Origin of the sequence: Ruminococcus sp. XPD3002 (assembly GCA_900119535.1) — a bacterium.
Classification (GTDB): domain Bacteria; phylum Bacillota; class Clostridia; order Oscillospirales; family Ruminococcaceae; genus Ruminococcus; species Ruminococcus flavefaciens_H.
Genome location: FPJT01000026.1, coordinates 1 through 23,137, shown reverse-complemented (window position 1 = coordinate 23,137; position 23,137 = coordinate 1). Strand labels below are relative to the sequence as shown.

Below are 23,137 nucleotides of genomic sequence, written 5' to 3'. Positions count from 1 at the left end.
TGAGAATGTCATTTGCTTTACGAAGTTCAGCGTTTTCACGCTCGAGCTCTGTAATACGCAGTTTTGCTTCGTCATCGGTCATCTGATACTTCTTAGCTTTGACAGCGGCATTTCGCTTTGTACGCCAGTCTGAGAGTGTGTAATACTGGATACCTAACTGCTGAGCAGCCTTTTTCAGTCCGATCTCATCCGAGAGCTTTAATGCTTCTTCTTTGAATTCTTTACTGTACTTCATAGTCGTTTTCCCTTTCTGGTTTTATCATTTATATTCTACCAGATTATTGGGCGTTTGTCGACTGCTCTTTCAGTATAACACTTCACTTGATCCTATTATTACTTTCAAGACTTTATCAAGTGCAGGTAGCTCTTGCTTAACATTCTTAGGCGGGAACCTGAGTTTGCGTGCGGATGGCAGTTCAACTTCAAATACTGATGCAGCACTTCTGATGAGGTCATAAGCGGATTTTATAGACTTATAACCAAGACCACGCTCAGCATCCATGGTGATGGCTCTCTGGATATCAATTATCTTTAAATCTGTAATATTGTATCCCTGTAAGGACTGAAGCCTGTTCTTCGCCGCAACCTCATAACCGTAAAGTGTTGATGCTGCGATAACACTGCGTTTTGAGTCGATATAAGCAGTGACAGCTTCTCGTACCGTGATTTTAGTCGGGTTGATGTCAACATTAAGCCTTTTAAAGTCCTCCGCTAGCTTAATAGCTTCCCACGCCGTATCTGCGGTGAAGGATTTGGTCAAGTTTTTGCCATTTTCATCTTTTCCGTAAACAACTTGCGTTCGGAAACTTCCTGACGGTAAAAGCTGTGCTTTCACTGGTTTCTGTGATTTCATTTTGATCCACCTTTCTATGTATGGAGAAGGTGGTATAAACGTTATAAACATTATACCACCTTCCTCTGAAAATGTAAAGAGGGTTTACAGAGCCATGAGCTCATCAAGCTCCATGCCTGTAACGTAGAGCAGGTTGTCTACTCTGCCTAATGTTACATTTTCGGCGGACTTGTCATACTCGTGAAGGGTACGTTCTCCGACCTTTAGGTAAGATGCAAGCTCTGCATCTGAAACCTCCCTCAGTTGCTGCCAGTATCTGATCTTACACCAGATCCTTCGGTACAGCGTTATGCGTGATGCCTTCTTTGCCATTATGTTCACCTCCTGTAATTGTTCATTAGGATCTGTCTATTATTTCATTTTATCTATCATAAAGAAATTGTCTAACTTGCTGAATGTGCCATCTTTCAGCTGAAGAACTTGACCTAAAGAAATAGTTGGTATATAATGAAAGGAGCGTAGACGACTCATAAAGAGCCTTCCTTTATAATGCATTGCCGTAGTAATTATCAGGTATCTTCGGGTAATCATCAACATGACCGCTGAGCGTGGTCGGGACGTTGCGACCGAGTTCTTTGCTAAAGAGATTCGCCTTAACAATAATATCGCCACGCATCATGCTGTCGAAGAGCTCCATTTCAGCCTTGCTAAAGCGGAGCTCAGCCGCGACAATGTTCGCGGAGTTCGACGACGGACGGAGAAATATCTGCGTTCCTGCCTTACCCATAACAGAACCAAGCTCGGTATTGCGAGGATAACAATCCTGTGTCGCTCCGAAGAAGGAAATATGGATTTTACGTCCCTCCTTCATCACCTTGCGAATAGGACCTGTCTTCGAGAAATTCTGGTTCTGGAGCTCGTCAATGAACACGTCCAGAGCAATCTGAGGGTTATTGTGCTGATAATTGTAGAGCGTTGCCAAAAGCATATCTATGACCTGGTTGCCCGATTCCGTGTAAGCGGAATTCGTGCGAATAACAACTATGTTGTTTGAGCTTCCAAGGAACTGACCCCATGACTTGTCACTTATGCCGTATTCTTCGATGTCCTCAAACAGAGGCTCGATGCGGTTGAGAAGGCTATTTAAAGTCGCTTCTCCGTCATTCCTTCCGCCTCCGTTAAGCCTGTGAAGAATGCTTTTGCATTTGTATCTGTCTGACTCGTTAATTGCAGAAAGCTTGTAATCGTAGGCTTCCATCTCATCCAGGAAGGGCTCGAGATAATCCTTCACGTTTTCAGGTGTGAAGAATTCTACGTTGATACCTTTGAGCTTGTTGATTATCGAATCACATGTGATTCTTTCGTTACCGTCAAGCTCTGTGATGACATTAGACAATAGTGTGCGCAGTGCGTTAGACTGAGGCGCACTAAGTTCACCTATGCCAGCCTGAATGATACCAAGAAGCAGTTTCTTCTTCGTCGGGAGACTTGCAAAGCTTTCTATATTGAAGAGGTCAACAGGTATTCCGTCCTTATCGAGGTCGTGGATCGTTATGTACGTATCAACGAAACGCTTCGAGAGGTTATGGCAGAGTGCTTCGTATGAAAACGAATCGGAGCTGTCGAACACTACCACACGGTTACCGAGGTTGAATCTTTTGGCAATGAGCTGACTAAGCAAGTAGGTTTTGCCCCAGCCCGACTGACCAGTGATGTATGTGTGACCGTTTTCTGCGTCTTTGAAGCAAATCAGCTTGCCTGCAACACGACCTTCCACATCGCGAAGGATAGTGAAGAAATCTTTTTTTGGGACTTCACTCTCATCAAGAAGAAATTCCTCGTTTGCGATATTACGTATTTTGTACAATACATCGGAATCGAGTATCTCAGCTGAGACGTCGTACATATACAAGCGCTGGTGTTGGCCCGTGCTGTCGTGCACCTCTATAGGGTGCGTGTTGCCGTCGGTTGATTCCAGTACCTTGGTCTGTCTAAGAGCTCTCATAAGACTTTCAAGACTGTGTGTTGTTGTCATCTGAGTGCGAATTGTCTCGATTATCTCGATAGGGATGTACAGTCTGTTACCGTCGACCAAGAACGATTTTCCGTCATTGTCGAAGATCATTCCTCTGTGTTTAAGCACAGGGATTATTGATTTGGAACGCACCATTCTGCTAAGAATCAAATAGTATTCGCGTTCGATAGCTTCGCAAGCGTTCATGACACGGTCGCTCTTACAGTCAACGGTCTGAATGAAACATTCTAAGGATTCATCGTTGAACATATGGAATCCGAGATATTTTCTGAAAAAACCTAATACATAATATAGCATTGTCAATGTGTCACGACTTGCTCCATGGATATCTTCAGACGCCTTCTTATGAATACTTGAAATAACATTACTGTTCCATGTATTAATTTCAGATATGTTAAGTGATATTGTATTGATGACCAAAGTTGCCATTTCACCGGTCACATCTTTTATTGTGTCAGCATCAGTCGCAACTTCAACTCCGTCAGTGTTAATAATTATCACATTCTCGGGTGCGAGTCTTGTTGCGACATATGCTGCATTCTTGGAAATAACGGCGGTGAGACCGTTGCCTTTCTCGTCGTTTAATACATCTTCTCTGACAGCTTTTGTAAGCGTTTTTATTCCAGATAATATCTTTTTCTCCTCATCAGCGAAACAATCATCGGTAATTAAAGCTATTCCATCAAAAACTAGCTCCTGCTCTGCCAAGATCTTATCCTCTCCCGAACTCAGAGTCGGGACTGGGAAATTTAATATGTCATTGGTGGCGAGCATAGCTTTGAGCTTGTCCTCTTCAAGTCCCTCAGATGGTTCAGCAATGAGATACTGGTGAATGATAATTCCAAACTTACGCAAGAAGTACTGAATCAGACTGCCGATATGGTAGCAGCCAATGAACTGCAGAGAAGGATGCTTAGCGTAGATATTCAGCCAGTTCTGGATTATTTCCTCTTTAGAATGTACAAGAGGAGACAACTTTCTGCGCTTTACGCTGGGTGATATCAACGAGCTAGGTATGTAGAGCTGCTGAGGATATGAGGCGAAAGCAACCCCTCCATTTTCTGTTTCGTTCCAGCCTTGATGTGGGTGCATCAGAATGTCCTGCGTTGGAACTGACTGGAGAAGAAAAGCAACAAGTTCGTTAAACTTTCCCTTTGTGCAACCTGGGTATCTGAAAATCTCCTTGAGGTATTTGTGGAACGACTCTTTTATGTAGTCGTCGCTGGGTACCAGAGCGTTATATGTTTTACCTTTCGTCGTGTACTCGATTATGACGAATCTGAGGTTGTTTTTCAGGGAGTTGTTTTTGAAGATTCTATTTAAGATAAAACCGCCTGTGAGTGGTTGAAACTTCACCTTGCCCTTATTGTTGGAAATTTCCATGCCCCAGCAGTCGCTAAGTGAGTCATACTTATAAGACTCCTGATTGATAGTAATATCAGGAGCAGGCGAAACGTATCCGTTATACGGTTCGCCATAGGGATACCCGTAGGTTAAAAGTGGAGGATTATTGGGAGTCTGTCTGAAACAGTCGTCTATAGACGGTGAGTTGAATGGATTTATTCCTCCACAAGGATAAAGTCGATAAGTGGACCACAAATCTGAGAGGAATATTCCATGACGATTGATAAAAGTATTTATATTCAGAATATCTACTATATGCTGTCATATGCTTTTCAGATTTTAAAGCAGGAAGATTACCGGCAGGTAGCAGGGGAGAAGTTCGACAAGATACATGATCTATTTGCAGCAATACTCGAAAAAGGTATCGCACGTCAGGTCAAGCAGGGTCTGTACCATGAGTATATTCCGATGCAGGAAGACCTGTCAGTTATGCGCGGTAAACTAAATATCAATGAGACACTGCGATTACAGGTTCAAAGAGAACAGAAGCTCTCTTGCGAGTTTGATGAGTTTTCCGAAGACAACCTCTATAATCAAATACTGAAAGTCACTATACACAGGCTTATTAAAGCTGAAGATGTTGCTGTCGAAAGAAAGCAGGCTCTCAAAAAGCTGATAGTCTTCTTCGGTAATGTAAGACTTATACAGCCTGATCACATTGCCTGGAACAGACTTATTTATCAGCGTAACAACCGCAACTATGAGCTGCTTTTGAATATCTGCTATCTTGTATTGAATGGCTTGCTTCAGACTACTGAGGATGGTAACTACAAACTTCTTTCCTTCTCTGATGAGCATATGGAGCGACTTTATGAGAAGTTCATATTGGAGTATTATAAGCAGCATCATCCTGAATTAAATCCGAAATCTGCACAGGTAGAATGGAACTTGACGGAGACTCCTGATGATAAAATGATACAATTCCTGCCTAAAATGCAAACGGATATTACTTTACAAAAAGGCAATAAGTCACTTATAATTGATGCAAAGTATTACGGAAAGGCCATGATAGAGAAGTATGATAAAGTAACTCTGCGATCATCACATTTGTATCAGATATTCGCTTATGTAAAAAACATGGACAATAAGAACAAAGGCAATGTGTCTGGGCTTCTGTTGTATGCCAAGACTGAGGAAGAAGTATTTCCCGAAGGTGAGCCTTTTGTTATAGGTGGTAGTAGTATAGGAGCAAGGACTCTTGACCTTAATCAACCATTTAATCGTATATCACTGCAATTAGATGATATCGTAAACTACTATTTTTCAGGTATTAGCAAAACAGAATAGTTACCAAACTCCGCAGGTTCTTATCTTGCGGAGTTTCGACGTTAATATAAGAAAATGATCCAATATCTTGTCTCCCCATAACGGGGAGACTCTATGTACACATGAAAACAAAAGCACCTGCCAGCTGAGCAAGTGCTTAGTGTTTATTCATTTAAACGCTTTTATGAGTTTTATTACTTGCCCTCCAAAGATGTTTGTGCCACAACGTACTCAAAATTGGGATATTCTTCAATTGCATAAAACATCTATACGCTATCCTTTGTTTTGCGACTATATGCAGTCAGGATGTCGTATATTTCCTGCTGATTGCAGTCAAGTGCTCTTCGGATATACTTCTCAATACAGCCCTTTGTGATGAAATCGTCCGTTTCCGCAAATGCACGGATCACAGCGGTATCCCCACAGGCGATGCACTTTTTCATGATCTTCTGGATGTTTTTCTGTATGTATAGCTTGAACCTGCTGTCCTTTGTGCGCAGGAAATGCAGCACGATGAATGTGTATTTGAGATTATGATCGAGCGGGATGCTTGTATCGCCTGTCTGGATGATCCACAGACCTGTACTGATCAGATGTATGATTTCACGGTAATCTCTGATCATTTCCGGATCATTAGGATGAAGTTTTATCATGCAAAGTGAATTGCAGCATCCCAATGCCATGATGCTGATTCTTTGGACTGATTCCGGTATCGTGATACACCGGAGCGCGCTACATCCAAAAAATGTACTGTCCTCTATTTCTGTGATCTGCTCCGGGAGTATGACATTTGTGAGGCTCACGCATAGCCTGAATGCACTTATGCCGATCGACGATACACTGTCAGGAATGGAAACGGCCGAAAGCTTTGCGCAGGAGTCAAAAGCATAACTGCCGATCTTTGTTACGCCGTCAGGTATGGATACTTCGGTCAAATCATGGCAACCGTCAAATGTATATCCTGCAATTTCAGTGATGCCGTCCGGCAGTTTTATAATGGAAAGATTGCGGCAGCAGTAGAATGCACCGTTTTCTATATTTTTTACACTTTCCGGAATGAGCGCTTCCCTGATGCCGCAGCCGTGGAATGCGTAGCTTTTGATTGCTGTCAGATGAGCGGGAAATCTGATTTCCGTGATCTGAAAGCATCCTGCAAATGCATGTTCACCTATACACGTTACGCTTTCAGGGATTGTAATGCTGCTTTTGCACAGCGGACACAGTACAAGCGTTTTCATGTCCTTTGTGTAAAGAACGCCGTCTAAACTACAAAAGCAACTGTTGTTTTCGGATACGGTGATTTCAGCCAGACTTCTGAGTGTATTAAATCTGAAAAGATCAATCTGAGTCACGCTGCCGGAGATATGTAAATGCGTAAGCGCATTGCAGCCGCATAAAACCTGTCCTTTTAGTTCCGTTATACTGTCCGGGAGTATGATCTCTTTGATTTCTTTCCAGTCCGAGAAGGCAAAATTGTCGATCTCCGTGACGCCTTCCGGAATTTCGACTCTGGTGCTGCCGGGTTCTGCGATATATTTTTTCAGTACACCATTTTCGATTATAAAAGACATTCAATCACCCTCCCATGCTCTATACCCGAATTATAGCATAGCAGGGATAAAAAGTCAATATTACCTCTATTAATCAACAATATCTACGCTCTCAGATAGATGTTGCTGTTATTCTCAAAGGTGCAATCCCTGAACTCAGCACCCTCGCAGCAGAGCTCACTGTTGATGAAGGTGCAGTTTATGAACTTGCAGTTTATCCAGTCCGTATGATTTGCATAAGAATTCATGAACACGCAGTTCTCAAACCTACAGTTCAGAACGATATTACGGTGATCGTGGTACTCGTTTGTGTCATTAGGATAAGATGGCTTACCATCTATACAGAAACGGAAGAACTTCACATTTTTGAAAGTGCCGTTCATCATACAGCAGTGTTCAGCAATCATACGTTCAAACTTCATATCGATGATATTGAAATTGATAAGATCGAACTTTCTGATTTTTGTCATTCTGATATCGCTTTTTGCGTATTCCATGATATCACGCCTGTAAAAAGACTCATACATATTTCTGCCGATCCATTCTTGTGGCCAGCCTATTCTGTGCTTTTTAGCGTCTGGGTAAGAATCCTCATAAAGCATATGTGCGTGATTCTTTTGACGGTCAATGTAGCCGTCAATGAGTTTCTGATTCATCATTTCAAATTCCTTTTTATTCATACAAACACCGTTCCTTTCAGCGGTCATAGTTTTCTTCGCAGTCAGTGTATTTGCAGTTGCTGTAATAATAAACGTCGTCAATACACTCGTTTCCGCTCCACTTGCATCTGGTGAACTCGCATTCTCTAAATCCATAGCCTTCGCCTGAGAAAGAAATAATATTGCAATCCTCAAATGTGCAGGCTATGAACTTCCCGCACTGGCAGCCGATATGGTCAAAGGTGCAGTTCCTGAAAGTGACATTATAGAGGGTGAAGTGTCCAAGCTGAAAACCAGTGAATGTCCTGTCAACGAACTCTGCATACTCCAGTGTTAGACCTTCTATCAGTCGCTTTTTAGGTGGAAGAGGTTGGTAAGGGGATATAACATTATCCTCGTCATCCAACAAATCTAAGAAGATGTCATCTTCTTCAAAACCGAAATCACTATCATCGTCAAAATTGAAGTCATCGAAAAACTCATAATTATCTTCCATATTCATTCCTCCTCAACAAAACAAAGGGGTTATATGTGTGAGTGAATCCATTTATGTGCTTCACAGCGTTATATTCACCGTCTCCCGACGTGGTTTGTCAAGTTGCAGACATAACAAAAAAGGTATTGATTTGGACATACTACACCCGTAGATGTAATATACTCAAATCAATACCTTAAATTTTACTATATTCATTGTATCATGTGATGCGGGAAAAGTCAAGTATATCGATTAATAATTATGAATTAACCAACAGCCGTCTCCCCGTTATGGGGAGACGATATTAAAATTATCAGAAATATGTATTATAAACATCACGATTATACGAATGCCGCCACAAAGGCTAATGTCATTAAGCTAATATAAGCGCTAAGGATTTTTGTACCTCTTGTGAAATGATTATTTGGTGCTTGCATCAAATAATAAATTATTGTAAAAGTCAACGTAAAAAAGTGGGCCCTCTCCTTAATAGGAGAGGGTTTGAGTGTATGTATGCTAATATTAGTATCAACCGTTCTGCTTCATAAATTCTTTGAACACTAAATCACCACCTGTTGAGAGGTAGGAGTAGTATTGCAGTATCATAGTAGCATCAGAAGCATCAATTTTTCCGTCGCCGTTTACGTCTGCGGCTTTCTGCTGATTCTCTGTAAGCTGCATCTTTTCACCTGTTGAAAGCAGCGAGTAGTTAACAAGTACGAGTGTTGCATCGCTTGCATCAATTTTGCCGTCGTCGTTAAGGTCGCCTGAATCCGCTTCAAGTTTTTCGGGCGTTGTCTTATCATCATGAAGTATGTATTTGCTTATATACATCGAGGCAACCTTCATATCGTAAAGGAGACCGCTGTTTCCGTCATATGTGAAGTCGCATTCTGTCTTTATTCTTTCAATTACATCATCGGGGATTTCGGTGTCACCCATTGTTCCTGTTTCAAGGAAATTCACATATGAATCTGCATACTTCTTGTCAAGTTCGTCTGTCACACCATTTCCATCGATATCAGGCGTAGTCATCAATCTCATAGCGACACGGGCAGTATAATCTTCAAGCTGCTGCTCCAATGTCAGGAATTCATATTCTTTTGAAGCGTCATTCAGATAAAAATGATCTGTTATATTCTGGGACATACCTTTCATATAGAGATCATCTGCATAATTCTTATAGTATTCGCCGTTGGGATCAGTAGCTTTTTTATCTGCCCATTCACTCACAGTTTTACTTACATAATTGAATATCATGTTGATGTCGTCGTCATCACCGCTGATACCATTTTTATTGAGATCGCAGTTAGTGGAGATATTATCATATTCCTCTTTGGTAAGCTTACTTTCCTCAGCATTTCTGTCAAACACTCTGTCGCCGTGGTACAACTGGGTTATATATACATCCCTGCCGTCGATGAAATTGTCAAAATTCAGATCAGGAGGTAAAAGCTTACCTGTTTCGATATCCTCGAAATATTGTTTTTCCAGTGCTTCGTATTCAAGATCATGCTTTTTAACTTCATGTATTTTATCAGCTATTTCTTTGAGGGATGACTTTGGATCTTCAGACAGTTTCATATAATCAAGATAAGACTGAACCATATCACCTAAGTAATAATACTGTGCGTCCTTATGGAACTTTTCATAGTATGTATTATCAAGATACTCGGAAGAAACAGGTTCTGTCTGAAAAAGGCAGTCAAGGAGTGCAGAAGAGTCATAGTACTGAATAAAGGAGTAATTATCATACACGTCAAATATCATTGACAATTTCCATGCTCTTTCTTCGAGCTCTTTATCAAGTGTTATTGTATTATTATAAGCCGCTGTTGAAGTATAATAACCTGTATCAGGATCAAGTATAGTGATCCACGGTGCATATGTTGTGGCTATATGGCTGTCAAGAACGTCCTCAATATCAAATTTTCCGTCATTATTGACATCGGGATCAACTCTTCCTTCCTCGATTGCTTTTTGCAGAAACGGATAATACAGATGAAGATTAACAGCACAGCAATTCAGAGAAAAAACATAGTTAACGCTGAAATAATTACTGTTATATGACGGACCATGTGGTATTCCAAGCACATCATCATAAGCTTCATATGTTGCAGTATCAAAAATAGACAGGTCTATGCCGCAGTTTAACAGAAAGTGATATATCACTTTAGTTTCTTCCGTTTCAGATATTTCACCGTCACCGTCAAGATCTACGTTTTTTATTATTTTTGCCTTGATATCTTCAGGAATAGCATCAAGTTCCGGATTATAAGGATCATATCTGCATAAAAGATAGCAGTCAAGGTTGTCAAATTTTCCGTCTGAATTGAAGTCGATATCAATCCCTTTCTCAGAAATATCCTGCAATATATCCTCTTCATATTCATACCAATCAGTTGCCGTAGTATGAGGAAAATTCTTGATAACCATTTCCTCGGCGGCACAGGTTGTGCATGGAACGGCTGATGCTACGATCATCGCAGCTGATACAAAAGCTGTTAGTTTTTTCATAATTGCATTCCCTCTCTTATTGTATATAGTGCGCACTCTTGTTATACCGTTACCCGGATGTTTTGTACATAATTATGTGTGCGACATCCTCATTATATCACATATAATTCAGAAAATCAATATATGTTTTAAGACAATAAAATACGCAGTATGAATACTTCTTCAAAGATATCAGGTGCGTTAAGACGTTTGACAGTTTCAACAAAGAGTAATATTTACTGTCATATGCATATGAATGATCAGCCATATTTGCTCTACTCCATAAACCATAGTATTTATCTTATGATAGTTACAAAAGGCTACGGGATAACTCGCAGCCATTTTGTTATGAGTAATAGTTAATTGTTGTTGCAAACATTAAAGGAACAAAATGCAGATGTATAAAAAAGAGCGTTGATACCCTTGCGTACAACTCAAGCGGCAATTATATGTGCAAAATCAAAATATAATAGGACGGCTTTCCGGTAATTGGAAAGCCGTCCTTATTGTTGGCTTCCGAAAACCCCCAGTTTAACTGGAGGTTCAAAAAAGCTTTAGCTATGAGTAGAAAAAACAAACCTCCAATGTTAAAATAGTTATGGTCTGCCAACCAAACTAAAATAACAAAGGAGGTATCGTCATGACAAGAGACGATATAAGTAGTTTAGCACATTCCAAGTGGAATTGCAAGTATCATGTGGTGTTTGCACCAAAATACAGAAGAATGGTGATCTATAGCAAGATTAGAGTAGATATAGGAAAGATATTGAGGAAATTATGCGAGCAGAAAGGGATAGAAATAATTGAAGCAGAAACATGTCCTGATCATATCCATATGTTAATAGCAATACCGCACAAGTACAGTGTAGCCCAGATAATGGGATACTTGAAAGGAAAGAGTTCGCTGATGATATTTGATCGACATGCGAATTTGAAGTACAAATATGGAAGTCGTCACTTCTGGTGCAGAGGATACTATGTAGATACGGTAGGACGAAATGAAAAAGTCATACGAGAATACATAAAAAATCAAACAGAAGAAGATTGCATGGCAGATCAGCTAACATTCAAAGAGTACATTGACCCGTTTACGGGTAGTAAGAATAAGTAAGCAAAAAGAAACAGCCGCTTGAAGCGGCTGCACGAGATAGTAATGCAATGTCAAACCTTCAGTGCCCACTTTAGTGGGTGAGCCTGTATTCGCCCCTTTTAGGGGCTGTGCAAACCACCACTTCAGTGGTGGTTATGATTTTTCCTTAGCTTAATGACATTACGCGCGAGCGGGGACATACTTAAACGCATTTAGTGTCGCGTCGAAAGCATCGATTTAGCTGTCTTCATTTATGTTGCCTAATGTAAATGTGTTTTTTCTGTTTCTGCAGATGCAACGGTAGATTTGATATTAAATCATAATTCTGAATTGTATCCAATCGCAGAATTATTCTGGTACTCTAATAGGTAAAATTAAAGGTATGGATAATATAGTAGCTATAAGACTCATTAACTTCATATAATTCACTCATTTAGTTCACTTCATAAGTAAAATAGCGTTAGATATGTTTTGATCAAATATAAAGAAAATGTTGTATTAATATTTTTATCATATACAGGCAGCCGTAAGGCTGCCTGCAACTATAATCATATGTTATTTTTTTCTACTAATAGTTTTCTCATAAGTATCATATCAAAAGCATCAATACGATTATTCTTATATAAATCAGCATTTCTCCAGTTAGGCATAGTAGTCGTTTTTCCAAGTAAGTAATTTTGAAGAGAAACGGCATCAGCAATAGTTACATCACCATCATCGTTAACGTCTCCTGTAGGTTCTTTTTCTGTCACTGTCACCTGACAAACAAGTTTTTTACCGTTTGAAAGCATAGCATATATAGTAGCATCACCTGCAGAAATACCCTCTATGAATGCTGACATTCCATCGCCTTTTGTAACCTTTGCTACTGTTGTATCAGATGATACCCATGTAATGCTTCCATTGTAGTTGAGGACTTGGATTTCTGATTTGTCTCCGCAATAAACTGACATTGTTGTCTTATCAAGCTTTATTGCAGGAGCAACAGTTTTTGTTGTTGTGGCAGTGGGGTGTGTCGTGGATGTTGTTGATGTGGTCGTTGTTGTGGTTTCCACGGTAGCTGCTGTCGTCTTAGCGGTTGTCACTTTTGTAGTAGCAGTTGTTGCATTAGCGGTCGTTACTTTTGTAGTAGCAGTTGTTGCATTAGTGGTTGTTGTTTGGGTAGCAGCAGTCGTTGACTTGGTTGTTGTTGTATTGGCAGACAGATTGTCAATCGTCCAGACGGTTCCGTCCGCAAAGCGAATCTCCTTGATCGGGAAAAGATTTGAAAAACCGGAAATGACATTACCTGTCATCGTAACAGACTCACCAGTCTTGTTGATATGGAGTGTATAGCTGTATTTATCGGAAGAGAGTTCGACGGTTACTTCATCCGGCAAAATACCTTCGCCCAGCACAAGCACATTGTATCCGCTCTGTGGATTCGTGAACCTGCCGTTACCCATATCAATCAGGTCATTTCCGTCGCCGAGCTCGTAGTAAATCGTGTCATCACCGTTTCCGCCACGGATGGTATCATCCCCTTTGCCGCCATAGATGCTGTCATTGCCTTTGCCGCCAATCAGAGTATCATTGCCGTCATAGCCGTAAATCGTGGCATTAGCAATATAGTCTTTTCTGAACAGAGCGTCATCGTCTGCTCGGAAGGTAAGTTCATCGTCTCCGTCCGTACCGTAGAGGAAGCAAGACTGCTCCAGCATACTCACGCGGTTCCATGTGGTACCGTCTGCAAAATGTATCTCTTCAATCGGGAAAACCGGAGAGGTACCGGAATACATGTTACCGGGCATGGAAATTGTCTCACCGGTCTTTGTGATGGTAAGGACAAATTCATAGTGACCGTCAGCAAGTGAGACGTGTACATCCTTCGGCTCAATTCCCTCACCGAGCCAGAGCACATCGTTGCCACTAGCCGGATAGAAACCCTTTCCATTTGTATCATCGATGATATCATTGCCGTCACCCAGCTCATAGTAAATGATGTCGTCACCGGAACCGCTCTTAATGACATCGTCACCCTTGCCGCCCCAAATGAAATCATTACCGCTGCTCAATCTAATCGTATCATTGCCATCCATGCCATAAACATAGTTGTCGCCGCCTGTTTCATGCAACAGCCCGAAGCACGCATCAGTCAGCGTTATTGTATCGTCGCCGTCATAGCCAAGCATATAATTAGTTGCGTCATTTCCTGTTATCGTGTCATTGTCGCCCTTGCCCCACATATAGTTGGTTTCCGGGTAGCCAGTCAGGGTATCCTGTTTTTCTGTGCCGACAAACAGATTCGTCTGGCAGCAGAGTGCCTCATAATCCATTGTGGTATCGCCATATTTGATGTATTCAATGCGCTTGCCCGGATCGGAGAACTCACCCTTGAGCATGATGTAAACCTCATGCACGGGATCATTCAGCAGAAGATCGCCGTCCAAACGGATAAACTCCAGATCATCCGGATTAACGTCATAATCCAGAGACAATGTATCAGCTGCTCCGGGGTATCCGCCGGGCTGCTCTGATACAATGCCGAATACCGGCTCTTTCTGATCCATAACGTGATAGGTATCATTGCCGATTCCGCGGTCATAAATCAGCCACGGCATGTCGTCCAGCAAGCCACTGACAACATCCTTAAACTGCGCATACCCCGAATTTGTATCTTCATCAGCTGTCTCCTCGGTCTGCACTTTCGCCGGTGCAGCAGAATGCGGAATATAAACTTCTTCATCGCTGCCGTTCCAGAAGCCGCCCGAACTTAGCTCATAGTCCATGTATGCTAATTCATGGTTTTTCGCATTGGTAAGGAAGAGGGTTTCGAAAAGGTCACTGGTCAGTTTTTCTCTGGTTTCCTCATTAATCGGCGCGTCTAAGTTCAAATCGATCGAGGTCGAACCCTGCAACTGGAAAAGATCCGTCACAAGCTGCGCATTGTCAATAAAACGATCACCTGTATGCTGATTATTTCGGATTACGCCAATGGAGCCGTCAATAAAATACAAATGATAGCAGCCTTCATCCTTTGTCATTTCTGCAAATTTGTCAGCCGGCATGATGCCTTCGACTTTCTTTCTGGATTCCTCGCTGATATAATCCGCACTGACTACGACATCGTAAACGCCTTTATAAAAGTTTCCTTCCGGCATCTCAAACGGATATGCGGCAGGACCGGTTGGATGATATGGGGATTCCAGATACGAAAACAGCAGCTTTTTCAAAGGCTCATTTTTATCTAATGCATTCCGGTACTGCTCGTTGAATGTTTTGATGTAATCATTCCAGAGTGCAACGGTGTCGTCCACAGAGACCTGCTTGACATTCTCGCAATGTGCAAGCTCACGCTTATAAACAGCAAGACCGTCCGCAACGCGCTCTGCCACAGTCGGAGCCTGTGTCTCCTGCTTTTCTGTGTCCACAATGTCCGCCGCATTAGCAGGCAGAACCGAGGTGGATAGCATGACCGCAGCAGTCAGACAGTTGAAAAATCGTTTCTTCATGAATACGCCATTCCTTTCTGTGTCGCATCCCGATTTTCGGGATATGCTTAATATATACAGAACGTATATTTGAGTACAAATTAAACATGTACGTTTGCATCATATCACAAACGCTCCAGAATGTCAAGTCAATTATTGCAACAAATTTTTCGTTTTTTTGGGGAAAAACTATGGTCGATTTTGTTGACAGAGTGAGTTGCCTTGCGTATGCTCAAGATGTTACATACCGACCTCCTGTTATTATCAATAGCTGCAATTTTTACAGCATCAGTTCATTCTGACGTGCTGCCAATTCTTATCGTTCTCACAAAACTGCTATGCCGCCTTCACAGCACTCTCATTTGTGACGTATCGAATCGCTTTCCCGTACTTACGAGCCGTGTTCACGAGTGATGAGGAAATGGAGAAATGAAGTATGGCAATGACAAATGAAGAAAAGGAGCTTCTTAGAAGACTTGAATCCGGTGCCCTCGATGGTATTGTTTGGAACGGCCTAACAACATCTGGCGGTTCCTCAATATGTAAGGCTATTAAAAATGACATCCCTGAAATGTTCAAGCCAGGTCCCGGCGGGAAGTTTTTTATGGAAAAGAGAACGAAAAATATAGCGGAGTTTTGCACACTCTATCCGCGTGAAGATACTTGATATACCTACTACGCTTATGCAGACGCTTGTCTGTCAAGCCTGCTGTAATCATCATTATCGCTCTTTATCTCGTAACCAGTCAGATGAGAGCTGACAGCCATTACATCACAAATAGAGCTGCCTATTGACTTTTCCTGATATATGCGGATATCTTGACGTTCTGCCAGAAGGTAGTTTATCAGTATTTTGCGGATATCCTTATCATTCATACTATTGCCCCTATTATATTATAAAAGAAACGATGTACGGTATTTCGTACATCGTTTGAATGACAATTCTATAGTAGGAGCAGGTTTACGATCATTCTCCTTGTAATACAATATACACTTTCAATTACAGATTATCATAATTCCTAAAGCGTGTCAATAGCTTTTTCAGGCAGATCTTTGATTTGTCTTTTAGTCGTGCCTTTTTTTAGATCAGAAAGTCAATGAAATGATAGATTCAAGCGGAACTTATACAGTGACAAACGCAAAACACATGTCAATTTGCGTTTCTGTAGTAGATAAAAGCACAGTCAGACGCAATAGTTGCCAAGAACCATAGTTCAATAACAATACAAATCAATGATGAATGCAATTGCAGATTATTATACAGTACACATTCCAGTTGAAATAATCTGAACAGCTTTCCCGGCACAATGGCCGGGGTATAAACATACATCTAAAGCTGTTCTGAAATAGCAATTATAATTTTATCGGTTGTATTGTTTTATTCAAGATCATATATCCTCGTCATTATCCTGATGAGTAAAGATCATAGGACATGTCCACTCCTTGCCAGAATCATATTCAACAATAAGCTGAACAGCTTGTCTGAGCACATTAGCAGTCCTCTGTGCAATTACATAGTTGACAGTATTATTGGAGTAAATCATTTTTCCGTTTGTGAATTTGGTGGCATCCACGTATGTATGTGAATGATAAAGAGAATTTCCCTGATCCTCTTCATGCACTACGGTAATTGCAAGGTTTTCCGCCAAAAATGGTTCCATGATCTCATTAGTCAGTTTCAGTGCATGTTCACCAGTTGGTGCAATTTCTTTCAGATAAGAGTGCATATACTGAATGAACGGATTACTGTTCCTTTTGCCCCAGAATGCAGCGTTCTTCCTGAACTGCATAGCTGCTATCGTGGGATCAGATGCATTGATACCATATCCTTTTTTTGCAATACAGCGATCATCAAGGCAGTAATTCATAGCATTATTTCTGTATCTGTCACCACCCTTTGAATGTGTTATGATTTTTAGTATATTAAGTTTTCTTTCCATATCTTCAGGATTATCATAACCGATCATTTCAGATACATCCATAATTTTTCTACTTTCTTTTGCAAAGCTGCTATTTCTTTCGGCGCAAATATACCAACCAGTTCGTCGGCGGTGTTAACAATGTCCTGAATCGTCGCCGTGATCGCAGGAGTAAGAGTTCTGTCGTGATGTCTGAGTCGGTAATTAGCGATTTGAGAGAAGTTCGTATTGGTGTCAATTGCTTCTTGTTCAATCTCTTTCACAACACTCTCGTGAATACGTAAGGGTTTAAGTACAGTCTTTTCTTTTGCCATTATTATGACCTCCAGGTAATATGATTATTGATTTCGTAACACCGTAGATGACAAGAATAGAATGATATATAATCAACCAATAAGATGACTCATCAGATCACCAGGATTGTATTAGTTAATATATATAATTGCAGGAAATAAGTATAGGAAAAGTGTATTACGAAATTACATGGTAGTATACTTTTTCGCATAAAAAATCCTCCCATATCTGAGAGGATGAAAACATATTCAGAAGAATGATAACTGATTGCTTATCCAGCTTACCTGTTCTGCCTTATGAATGACTTCACCATCATTCAAGTTACCGATAAGGAACGGAGAATTGGGATCATGCAATCGCATGTTACGTATTACATTATCTCTGCTTGTATTGGCATAACAATAGCGGCAGAGGTGAGCACAGGTATCGTAAGCGCCTATATCAGTACCAAGTACGCAGTTGCACTCAGCACGCTGAGATTTCTTTTTAGGTATATCAAGAGAGTATCCTACAGCAGCTTCAAAGGTTTCCTGTGTCATGCAGCCATTGCAGTCCACACCATATGGAGCAAGATCATTACCCTCAGCACAGGCTTTTACCGTTATACCGTAACGCTGTCCGATCTCTGCAAAAGCCTTTCCGAGCGTAATACGTTCATTCTGGCTTACAGTTCTTACCTGCGGAAAGTTACGGATAACTTTTTCATACAGGTCAATAAAACTGATTACACATACTCTTGTATAACCCGAAAGCTTTTTACACATCTCCTCAAAGTCGGAAATGTGACGTTCAACGGTATATATGCTGTCAATGAAGATCGGATCATACCTCCAGCCGATACAGTTTATACCAACAATTTCGGACAAAGCTATAAAATCATTGATTACCTTTTCTTTCGGAGGTACGTTGGGTTCTACGTCTTTTCCGTAGGGAGTTATAGTTACGAACCAATACTGATTGAAAGGTTTTACCTCCTCCATATATTTCAGCATGGGAGCAGGATTCTTTGTGCAGAAAGCAATGCAGTCCACAACATTAGGATTCAGTTCATAGCAGGTTATCCAGTCCTGACGGTATGAATTACGAACAAGCACATATCCTGCTCTTATTCTGTTTATAAACCATTCAGAGTAAAATGCGGGAATGTCAGTCCGCATTCCTGTGTTTATTATCATATCTCACCTCTGTGCAGTGATACTTGTTGTCACTGCATTTTTGTATATTCATGCCGCCCGTCATGGGCGGCAAAGGCTATATAGCGGTCTTTTCTGTATTAAGATTATACCACATTTTTACAATGACTGCAAGTGTGATTAAATTATAGCGTCGATCTGCTTTCATAATAAAAATATATATTTTAAAATTGTATTTTTCCTATTTTCAGGCATTTTCAAATATATATAATTACTACGATACCATTACCGGTAATCACATTATACGAAAGGAGAAATGCCTATGACAGAAACTAACCGCTATCTGACCTGTGGAGTTGACAACACTATACCGTTGGAGCTTCAACTGTTCTTATGGGATTGCGTTGACAGACTGCCTGAGCCGAAGGACTATTTGCAGGTATTTGAGCTGAAGCCTGTAGGTTCAATGCAGTCTATCACTCATATGTCAGAAGAACCCGAATACCATATGGAGTACCTCATACCGTCAGATACTCCGATTACAGAAAAGCTGTACATAATTGATGACGGTGACCACTCAACAATGCTGCTTGCAAGTGAATACTAATGACTTACGCCGCTCCTTCGGGAGCGGCTATTTTGCGTTATTACGGAGGAAAACAATGGAAGAAAACAAAATTTACTGCTCCCATTGCGGAGCACTAATTGAAGACGATGACTATGAGGAAGTCGGTGGCGAGATAGTCTGTACCGACTGCTACGAACATCATACAACTACCTGTGAAAGATGCGGTTCCGTTATATGGACTGATGATTCATACGGCGACGAGTATACTACGCTCTGCTCAAACTGTTATCACAACCACTATACCCGTTGTTCATGCTGTGATGCATTATTGCATGAGGACGATGCTTATCATCTTGACGGCTATGATTACTGCTCTGACTGCTATCATGAGGAAGTTGACAGAAATCGTTCTATCCATGACTACGGATATAAGCCTGAACCTATATTCTACGGTGATTCTAAGCGATATTTCGGGGTTGAACTTGAGATTGACGGAGCTGGTAAGGACAGCGACAATGCCGATGAGATACTGACTATCGCCAACAGGGACGAGGAACATATCTACATCAAAGGCGACGGCTCGCTTGACGACGGAATGGAACTGGTAACGCACCCTATGTCTCTTGACTGTCACAAGGACTTTCAGTGGGATGAGATCATGACGAAAGCGATTTATCTGGGCTATCGTTCTCATCAGACCTCAACCTGCGGACTCCACGTTCATGTCAACAGAGACTGCTTAGGTGATAACAGAGACGAACAGGATGAAACAATCAGCAGAATACTGTACTTTGTTGAGCATCACTGGAATGAGTTGTTGAAGTTCTCTCGCCGTTCTGAGTATGCAATGAATAGATGGGCAAGCAGATACGGCTATGAAAACTCAGCAAGAGCCATACTGGATAAGGCTAAGAAAGGCAACAACGGCAGGTATGCTGCTGTCAATCTTATGAACTACGCAACGATTGAGTTCAGAATGTTTCGTGGTACGCTTAAATACAACACCTTTATTGCTGCCCTACAGTTGGTGAACATGATATGCGATGTAGCTGTATATAGCTCCGATGACGGTATTGCAAAAATATCGTGGAGCGACTTTGTTGCAGGCATCACTGAACCTGAGCTGATACAGTACCTGAAAGAACGTCAACTCTATGTCAACGATGCAGTCAACACCAGTGATGATATCTGAGGAGGTCAAAAATGAGAAAATATATGATGATGCGAAGGATACGCCGAGCTCCTTCACCGTTTTTGAAAAACAATACTCTGCTTGAAATATTGAAGTATGTTGCCGTAATAGTCGGCAGCTATGCTCTTTCAAAGCTGGAGGAGTTCATAAACAAAGATGAAGATACTATCGAAAAATAAGGAGGAATGAAATATGTGTTCATTATTTGGCTGGTTAGACTATCAGGGCATCGTTCCCTACAAGATCAAACGCAAACTCACTCAGGCACTTGCAAACGCTGCTGAGGAGAGAGGAACCGATGCAGCAGGTATCAGCTACGTTCATGGCAAGGATGTAGTTATTTTCAAGCGTCCGAAGCCTGCACACAAGCTGCATTTCAGCATACCTGAGAGAACTGTGGCTGTCATGGGACACACCCGAATGACCACTCAAGGCGACGAGAAGCACAACTACAACAATCATCCGTTCCCCGGTCTTGCCGGGGGCACGGCATTTGCTTTTGCGCACAATGGAGTGTTGTGGAACGACAAGGAGTTGCGGAAGGAGAAGCAGCTTCCCTACACCCACATTGAGACTGACAGCTACGTTGCTGTCCAGCTCCTCCAGCAGAGTGATAAGCTGGACTTTGAGTCACTCAAAGATATGGCTGAGGTCGTGGAAGGCAACTTCACTTTCTCCGTTCTTGACCAGAACAACAGTCTTTATATCATCAAGGGTTCAAATCCCATGTGCCTGCTGCACTTCCCTGCGCTGGGACTTTATGTCTACGCAAGCACCGAGAGCATTATGAAGAATGCACTAAAACGTGTTGGACTGCACAAGTTTGCATACGAGCGTGTACAGACTGATGAAGGCGACATACTCCGTATTGACAAGAACGGCGTCATCGAAAGGTCAGAGTTCGAGCCACGGCTGTTCCGTTCAAGATACGGTGGCTGGCATGACTGGGAAGCAGAACACTACAGCGTTCATGAGGAACTTTTGCTTGCGTATTGTGGGTGCTACGGAGTGGATAGTTCAGATGTAGAACTTCTGCTTGAATACGGATATACCTGCGATGAGATTGAGGAAATGCTTGCAGACCACAACCTGCTCAATGAGGCTCTCAGAGATGTGAAGTATATGTGCGGGGGAGAACTATACGAAAACTGCTACGGTGGTGTATACTAATGGGCAAGATTGTGTATATCCGTGTATCGACGGAACATCAGGAGACCGCACGTCAGGAAGCTTTGATGAAGCAGTATCAGGTCGAACGTGTCTTCGCTGAGAAGATGTCCGGTAAAAATGCTGACCGTCCCGAGTTGAAAGCAATGCTTGAATATGTCCGTGAGGGCGATACCCTCTACATTGAAAGCATCAGCAGGCTTGGACGTTCAACTCGTGATCTGCTTAACATTATAGATGTGCTTCAGCGGAAACAGGTTACTCTTGTCAGTAGTAAGGAGAATATTGATACCAATACTCCACATGGAAGGTTTGTGCTGTCAATATTCGCAGCGCTTTCAGAGCTTGAACGTGAGCAAACTTTACAGCGTCAGCGTGAGGGGATAGCAATTGCAAAATCACAAGGGAAATACAAAGGAAGACAACCTCTACCTATCGACTGGATAAAGTTCGGTCATCTGTACAAGCAATGGAAGTCGGGTACTATTACGGCAGTATGGTTTCAGAAAGAGATGGGCCTGCGTGCCAACACCTTCTACCGTAGGCTCAAAGAATACGAAAGAAAGTATGTATAAATGAGACGGAGCCGGGAATAACCGGCTCCAATCATATTTCAATAGGGTGTTATTTTTATTTGCAATATTTCAAAAGCCAAAAAACAACTTATATGACATACTTTTTTTGTATTTCAATAGACTACGGTCTATTGACATAATATAGTCACATTATATATTGACAAGTGTTTAGACTTCTGATATTATAAGAATAACGACATGATTCCAAATACGTCACACGTTGAGTACGTAGTTTTGATGTCACGGCAGAAATCCTAAAACGGCGTATTTGCGCGGTTTATCGGCATAACCCTTTTCCGATAACCGCAGTTTTACCCACTCAAAATCTGTATGCGGGAACAGGTAAAAGGGCAAAATGGCATACACGGCACATCTGACAACCAATCTGCACACTTTGATTTTTGACAACCAAATCAAGCACTCGATTTAGGGTGCGTGAAACTGCTTTTTCCGATTTTTCAGTGTGTGGATTGAATGTCATAGTGAAAAACAGCGTAAAATCGCTGAAAACAGACTTACCAAAAGTTGTGATTCGGGTGTTTGCAAAATGGTGTTGAGTGTGGGGAAAGGTTGTCACACAGAAAGGAAAAAATATGGTTACTGTTACAATAGAAGATGGTAAATTCGTCGTTCACGGTTCTTTTGATTTCGGATATATGGGTATCTATCATGATGACGAAATCCTTATCCTTCGCACACCCGCAGAGGTTCGCAAATGGGAAACAGCAAGCGCCGCTCTTGATATAAAAACTTGCTCCGATGATGACATTGCCGCCTTCCTGACGGCACATCTCAATGCATGGGAAGAAAAGGTGCGGCAGAATAAAAAACGCATTAATGATAACTTCCTTGTGCGGATTTTTGAAGATCTGGAGGCATGTGCCTATCCCTTCTGGGAAACGGAGGGGCTGTATGTCCCGGAGCAGATGCCAGAGAATCCTGAGTCTCTTTATGACGGACATGAAGAAGAGATGTCCGTGCTGGAGGATGCATTTAACAGTTCTCCTAATGACGGCAGCATCGAAAAACCGGACGCTGAAGCCGCACTCCG

General features: G+C 41.6%; 22 protein-coding genes. 9 read left to right on the top strand and 13 right to left on the bottom strand.

What is annotated here, in order from left to right:
• From BT127_RS16370 to BT127_RS15405, 4 genes are all read right to left on the bottom strand, one after another.
• A partial coding sequence (locus BT127_RS16370; RefSeq protein ID WP_082334961.1) for a transposase occupies positions 1-235 on the bottom strand: 235 nt, incomplete at its 3' end.
• A gap of 69 nt (positions 236-304) precedes the next feature.
• Positions 305-853, bottom strand: coding sequence for a hypothetical protein (locus tag BT127_RS15415; RefSeq protein WP_139275587.1), 549 nt, complete (start codon positions 851-853; stop codon positions 305-307).
• Between the two features lie 84 nt (positions 854-937).
• Positions 938-1,165, bottom strand: a complete 228-nt coding sequence (locus BT127_RS15410; RefSeq protein ID WP_075425852.1) for a hypothetical protein — start codon at positions 1,163-1,165, stop codon at positions 938-940.
• Positions 1,166-1,337: 172 nt separating this feature from the next.
• On the bottom strand, positions 1,338-4,427 hold the full coding sequence (locus BT127_RS15405; protein WP_139275585.1) for a type IV secretion system DNA-binding domain-containing protein: 3,090 nt from the start codon (positions 4,425-4,427) through the stop codon (positions 1,338-1,340).
• 18 nt (positions 4,428-4,445) lie between these two features.
• Between BT127_RS15405 and mcrC the strand changes: the two genes are divergently transcribed.
• Entirely contained in the window at positions 4,446-5,519 is a 1,074-nt protein-coding gene (gene mcrC / locus BT127_RS15400; protein ID WP_075425850.1) for a 5-methylcytosine-specific restriction endonuclease system specificity protein McrC, read from the top strand.
• A gap of 245 nt (positions 5,520-5,764) precedes the next feature.
• On the opposite strand, the gene BT127_RS15395 is transcribed toward mcrC, so the two are convergent.
• The 4 genes from BT127_RS15395 to BT127_RS16365 all read right to left on the bottom strand — a co-directional run bounded on the left by BT127_RS15395 (position 5,765) and on the right by BT127_RS16365 (position 10,699).
• Entirely contained in the window at positions 5,765-7,069 is a 1,305-nt protein-coding gene (locus BT127_RS15395) for a leucine-rich repeat domain-containing protein (RefSeq protein ID WP_075425849.1), read from the bottom strand.
• 83 nt (positions 7,070-7,152) lie between these two features.
• Positions 7,153-7,728 carry a pentapeptide repeat-containing protein gene (locus BT127_RS15390; RefSeq protein ID WP_175541987.1) on the bottom strand — a complete coding sequence of 192 codons (576 nt, stop codon included), beginning with the start codon at positions 7,726-7,728 and terminating at the stop codon, positions 7,153-7,155.
• Between the two features lie 16 nt (positions 7,729-7,744).
• The gene (locus BT127_RS15385; RefSeq protein ID WP_075425847.1) at positions 7,745-8,203 is read right to left on the bottom strand and encodes a pentapeptide repeat-containing protein; all 459 of its coding nucleotides are present in this window, start codon (positions 8,201-8,203) and stop codon (positions 7,745-7,747) included.
• A gap of 507 nt (positions 8,204-8,710) precedes the next feature.
• The gene (locus BT127_RS16365) at positions 8,711-10,699 is read right to left on the bottom strand and encodes a dockerin type I domain-containing protein (protein WP_082335075.1); all 1,989 of its coding nucleotides are present in this window, start codon (positions 10,697-10,699) and stop codon (positions 8,711-8,713) included.
• Between the two features lie 619 nt (positions 10,700-11,318).
• Here BT127_RS16365 and tnpA point away from each other — a divergent pair.
• Positions 11,319-11,789, top strand: a complete 471-nt coding sequence (gene tnpA / locus BT127_RS15375; RefSeq protein ID WP_075425846.1) for an IS200/IS605 family transposase — start codon at positions 11,319-11,321, stop codon at positions 11,787-11,789.
• 527 nt (positions 11,790-12,316) lie between these two features.
• On the opposite strand, the gene BT127_RS15370 is transcribed toward tnpA, so the two are convergent.
• Positions 12,317-15,259: a calcium-binding protein gene (locus BT127_RS15370; protein ID WP_075425845.1), complete on the bottom strand. Its 2,943-nt coding sequence runs from the start codon at positions 15,257-15,259 to the stop codon at positions 12,317-12,319.
• A 415-nt stretch (positions 15,260-15,674) separates the two neighbouring features.
• Here BT127_RS15370 and BT127_RS15365 point away from each other — a divergent pair, with 415 nt between their 5' ends.
• Positions 15,675-15,905 carry a hypothetical protein gene (locus BT127_RS15365; RefSeq protein WP_075425844.1) on the top strand — a complete coding sequence of 77 codons (231 nt, stop codon included), beginning with the start codon at positions 15,675-15,677 and terminating at the stop codon, positions 15,903-15,905.
• A gap of 14 nt (positions 15,906-15,919) precedes the next feature.
• On the opposite strand, the gene BT127_RS15360 is transcribed toward BT127_RS15365, so the two are convergent.
• The 4 genes from BT127_RS15360 to BT127_RS15345 all read right to left on the bottom strand — a co-directional run bounded on the left by BT127_RS15360 (position 15,920) and on the right by BT127_RS15345 (position 18,626).
• The gene (locus tag BT127_RS15360) at positions 15,920-16,114 is read right to left on the bottom strand and encodes a hypothetical protein (protein ID WP_075425843.1); all 195 of its coding nucleotides are present in this window, start codon (positions 16,112-16,114) and stop codon (positions 15,920-15,922) included.
• Between the two features lie 512 nt (positions 16,115-16,626).
• Positions 16,627-17,220 (bottom strand): relaxase/mobilization nuclease domain-containing protein, encoded by a 594-nt coding sequence (locus tag BT127_RS15355; protein ID WP_139275579.1) that lies wholly within the window; start codon positions 17,218-17,220, stop codon positions 16,627-16,629.
• Complete coding sequence (locus BT127_RS15350) at positions 17,202-17,471, bottom strand: hypothetical protein (protein WP_075425841.1); 270 nt, start codon at positions 17,469-17,471, stop codon at positions 17,202-17,204. Before BT127_RS15350 ends, BT127_RS15355 begins: the two co-directional genes overlap by 19 nt.
• Before the next feature lie 228 nt (positions 17,472-17,699).
• The gene (locus BT127_RS15345; RefSeq protein ID WP_075425840.1) at positions 17,700-18,626 is read right to left on the bottom strand and encodes a DUF1848 domain-containing protein; all 927 of its coding nucleotides are present in this window, start codon (positions 18,624-18,626) and stop codon (positions 17,700-17,702) included.
• A 280-nt stretch (positions 18,627-18,906) separates the two neighbouring features.
• Here BT127_RS15345 and BT127_RS15340 point away from each other — a divergent pair, with 280 nt between their 5' ends.
• The 6 genes from BT127_RS15340 to BT127_RS15320 all read left to right on the top strand — a co-directional run.
• Complete coding sequence (locus BT127_RS15340; RefSeq protein WP_075425839.1) at positions 18,907-19,191, top strand: DUF960 domain-containing protein; 285 nt, start codon at positions 18,907-18,909, stop codon at positions 19,189-19,191.
• A 55-nt stretch (positions 19,192-19,246) separates the two neighbouring features.
• Positions 19,247-20,344: an amidoligase family protein gene (locus BT127_RS15335; protein ID WP_075425838.1), complete on the top strand. Its 1,098-nt coding sequence runs from the start codon at positions 19,247-19,249 to the stop codon at positions 20,342-20,344.
• Positions 20,345-20,355: 11 nt separating this feature from the next.
• Positions 20,356-20,523 (top strand): hypothetical protein, encoded by a 168-nt coding sequence (locus tag BT127_RS16990; protein ID WP_175541986.1) that lies wholly within the window; start codon positions 20,356-20,358, stop codon positions 20,521-20,523.
• A 13-nt stretch (positions 20,524-20,536) separates the two neighbouring features.
• Entirely contained in the window at positions 20,537-21,514 is a 978-nt protein-coding gene (locus tag BT127_RS15330) for a class II glutamine amidotransferase (RefSeq protein WP_075425837.1), read from the top strand.
• The gene (locus BT127_RS15325) at positions 21,514-22,086 is read left to right on the top strand and encodes a recombinase family protein (protein WP_075425836.1); all 573 of its coding nucleotides are present in this window, start codon (positions 21,514-21,516) and stop codon (positions 22,084-22,086) included. Before BT127_RS15330 ends, BT127_RS15325 begins: the two co-directional genes overlap by 1 nt.
• A 593-nt stretch (positions 22,087-22,679) precedes the next feature.
• The coding region (locus tag BT127_RS15320) for a hypothetical protein (RefSeq protein WP_075425835.1) at positions 22,680-23,137 on the top strand (458 nt) is incomplete at its 3' end.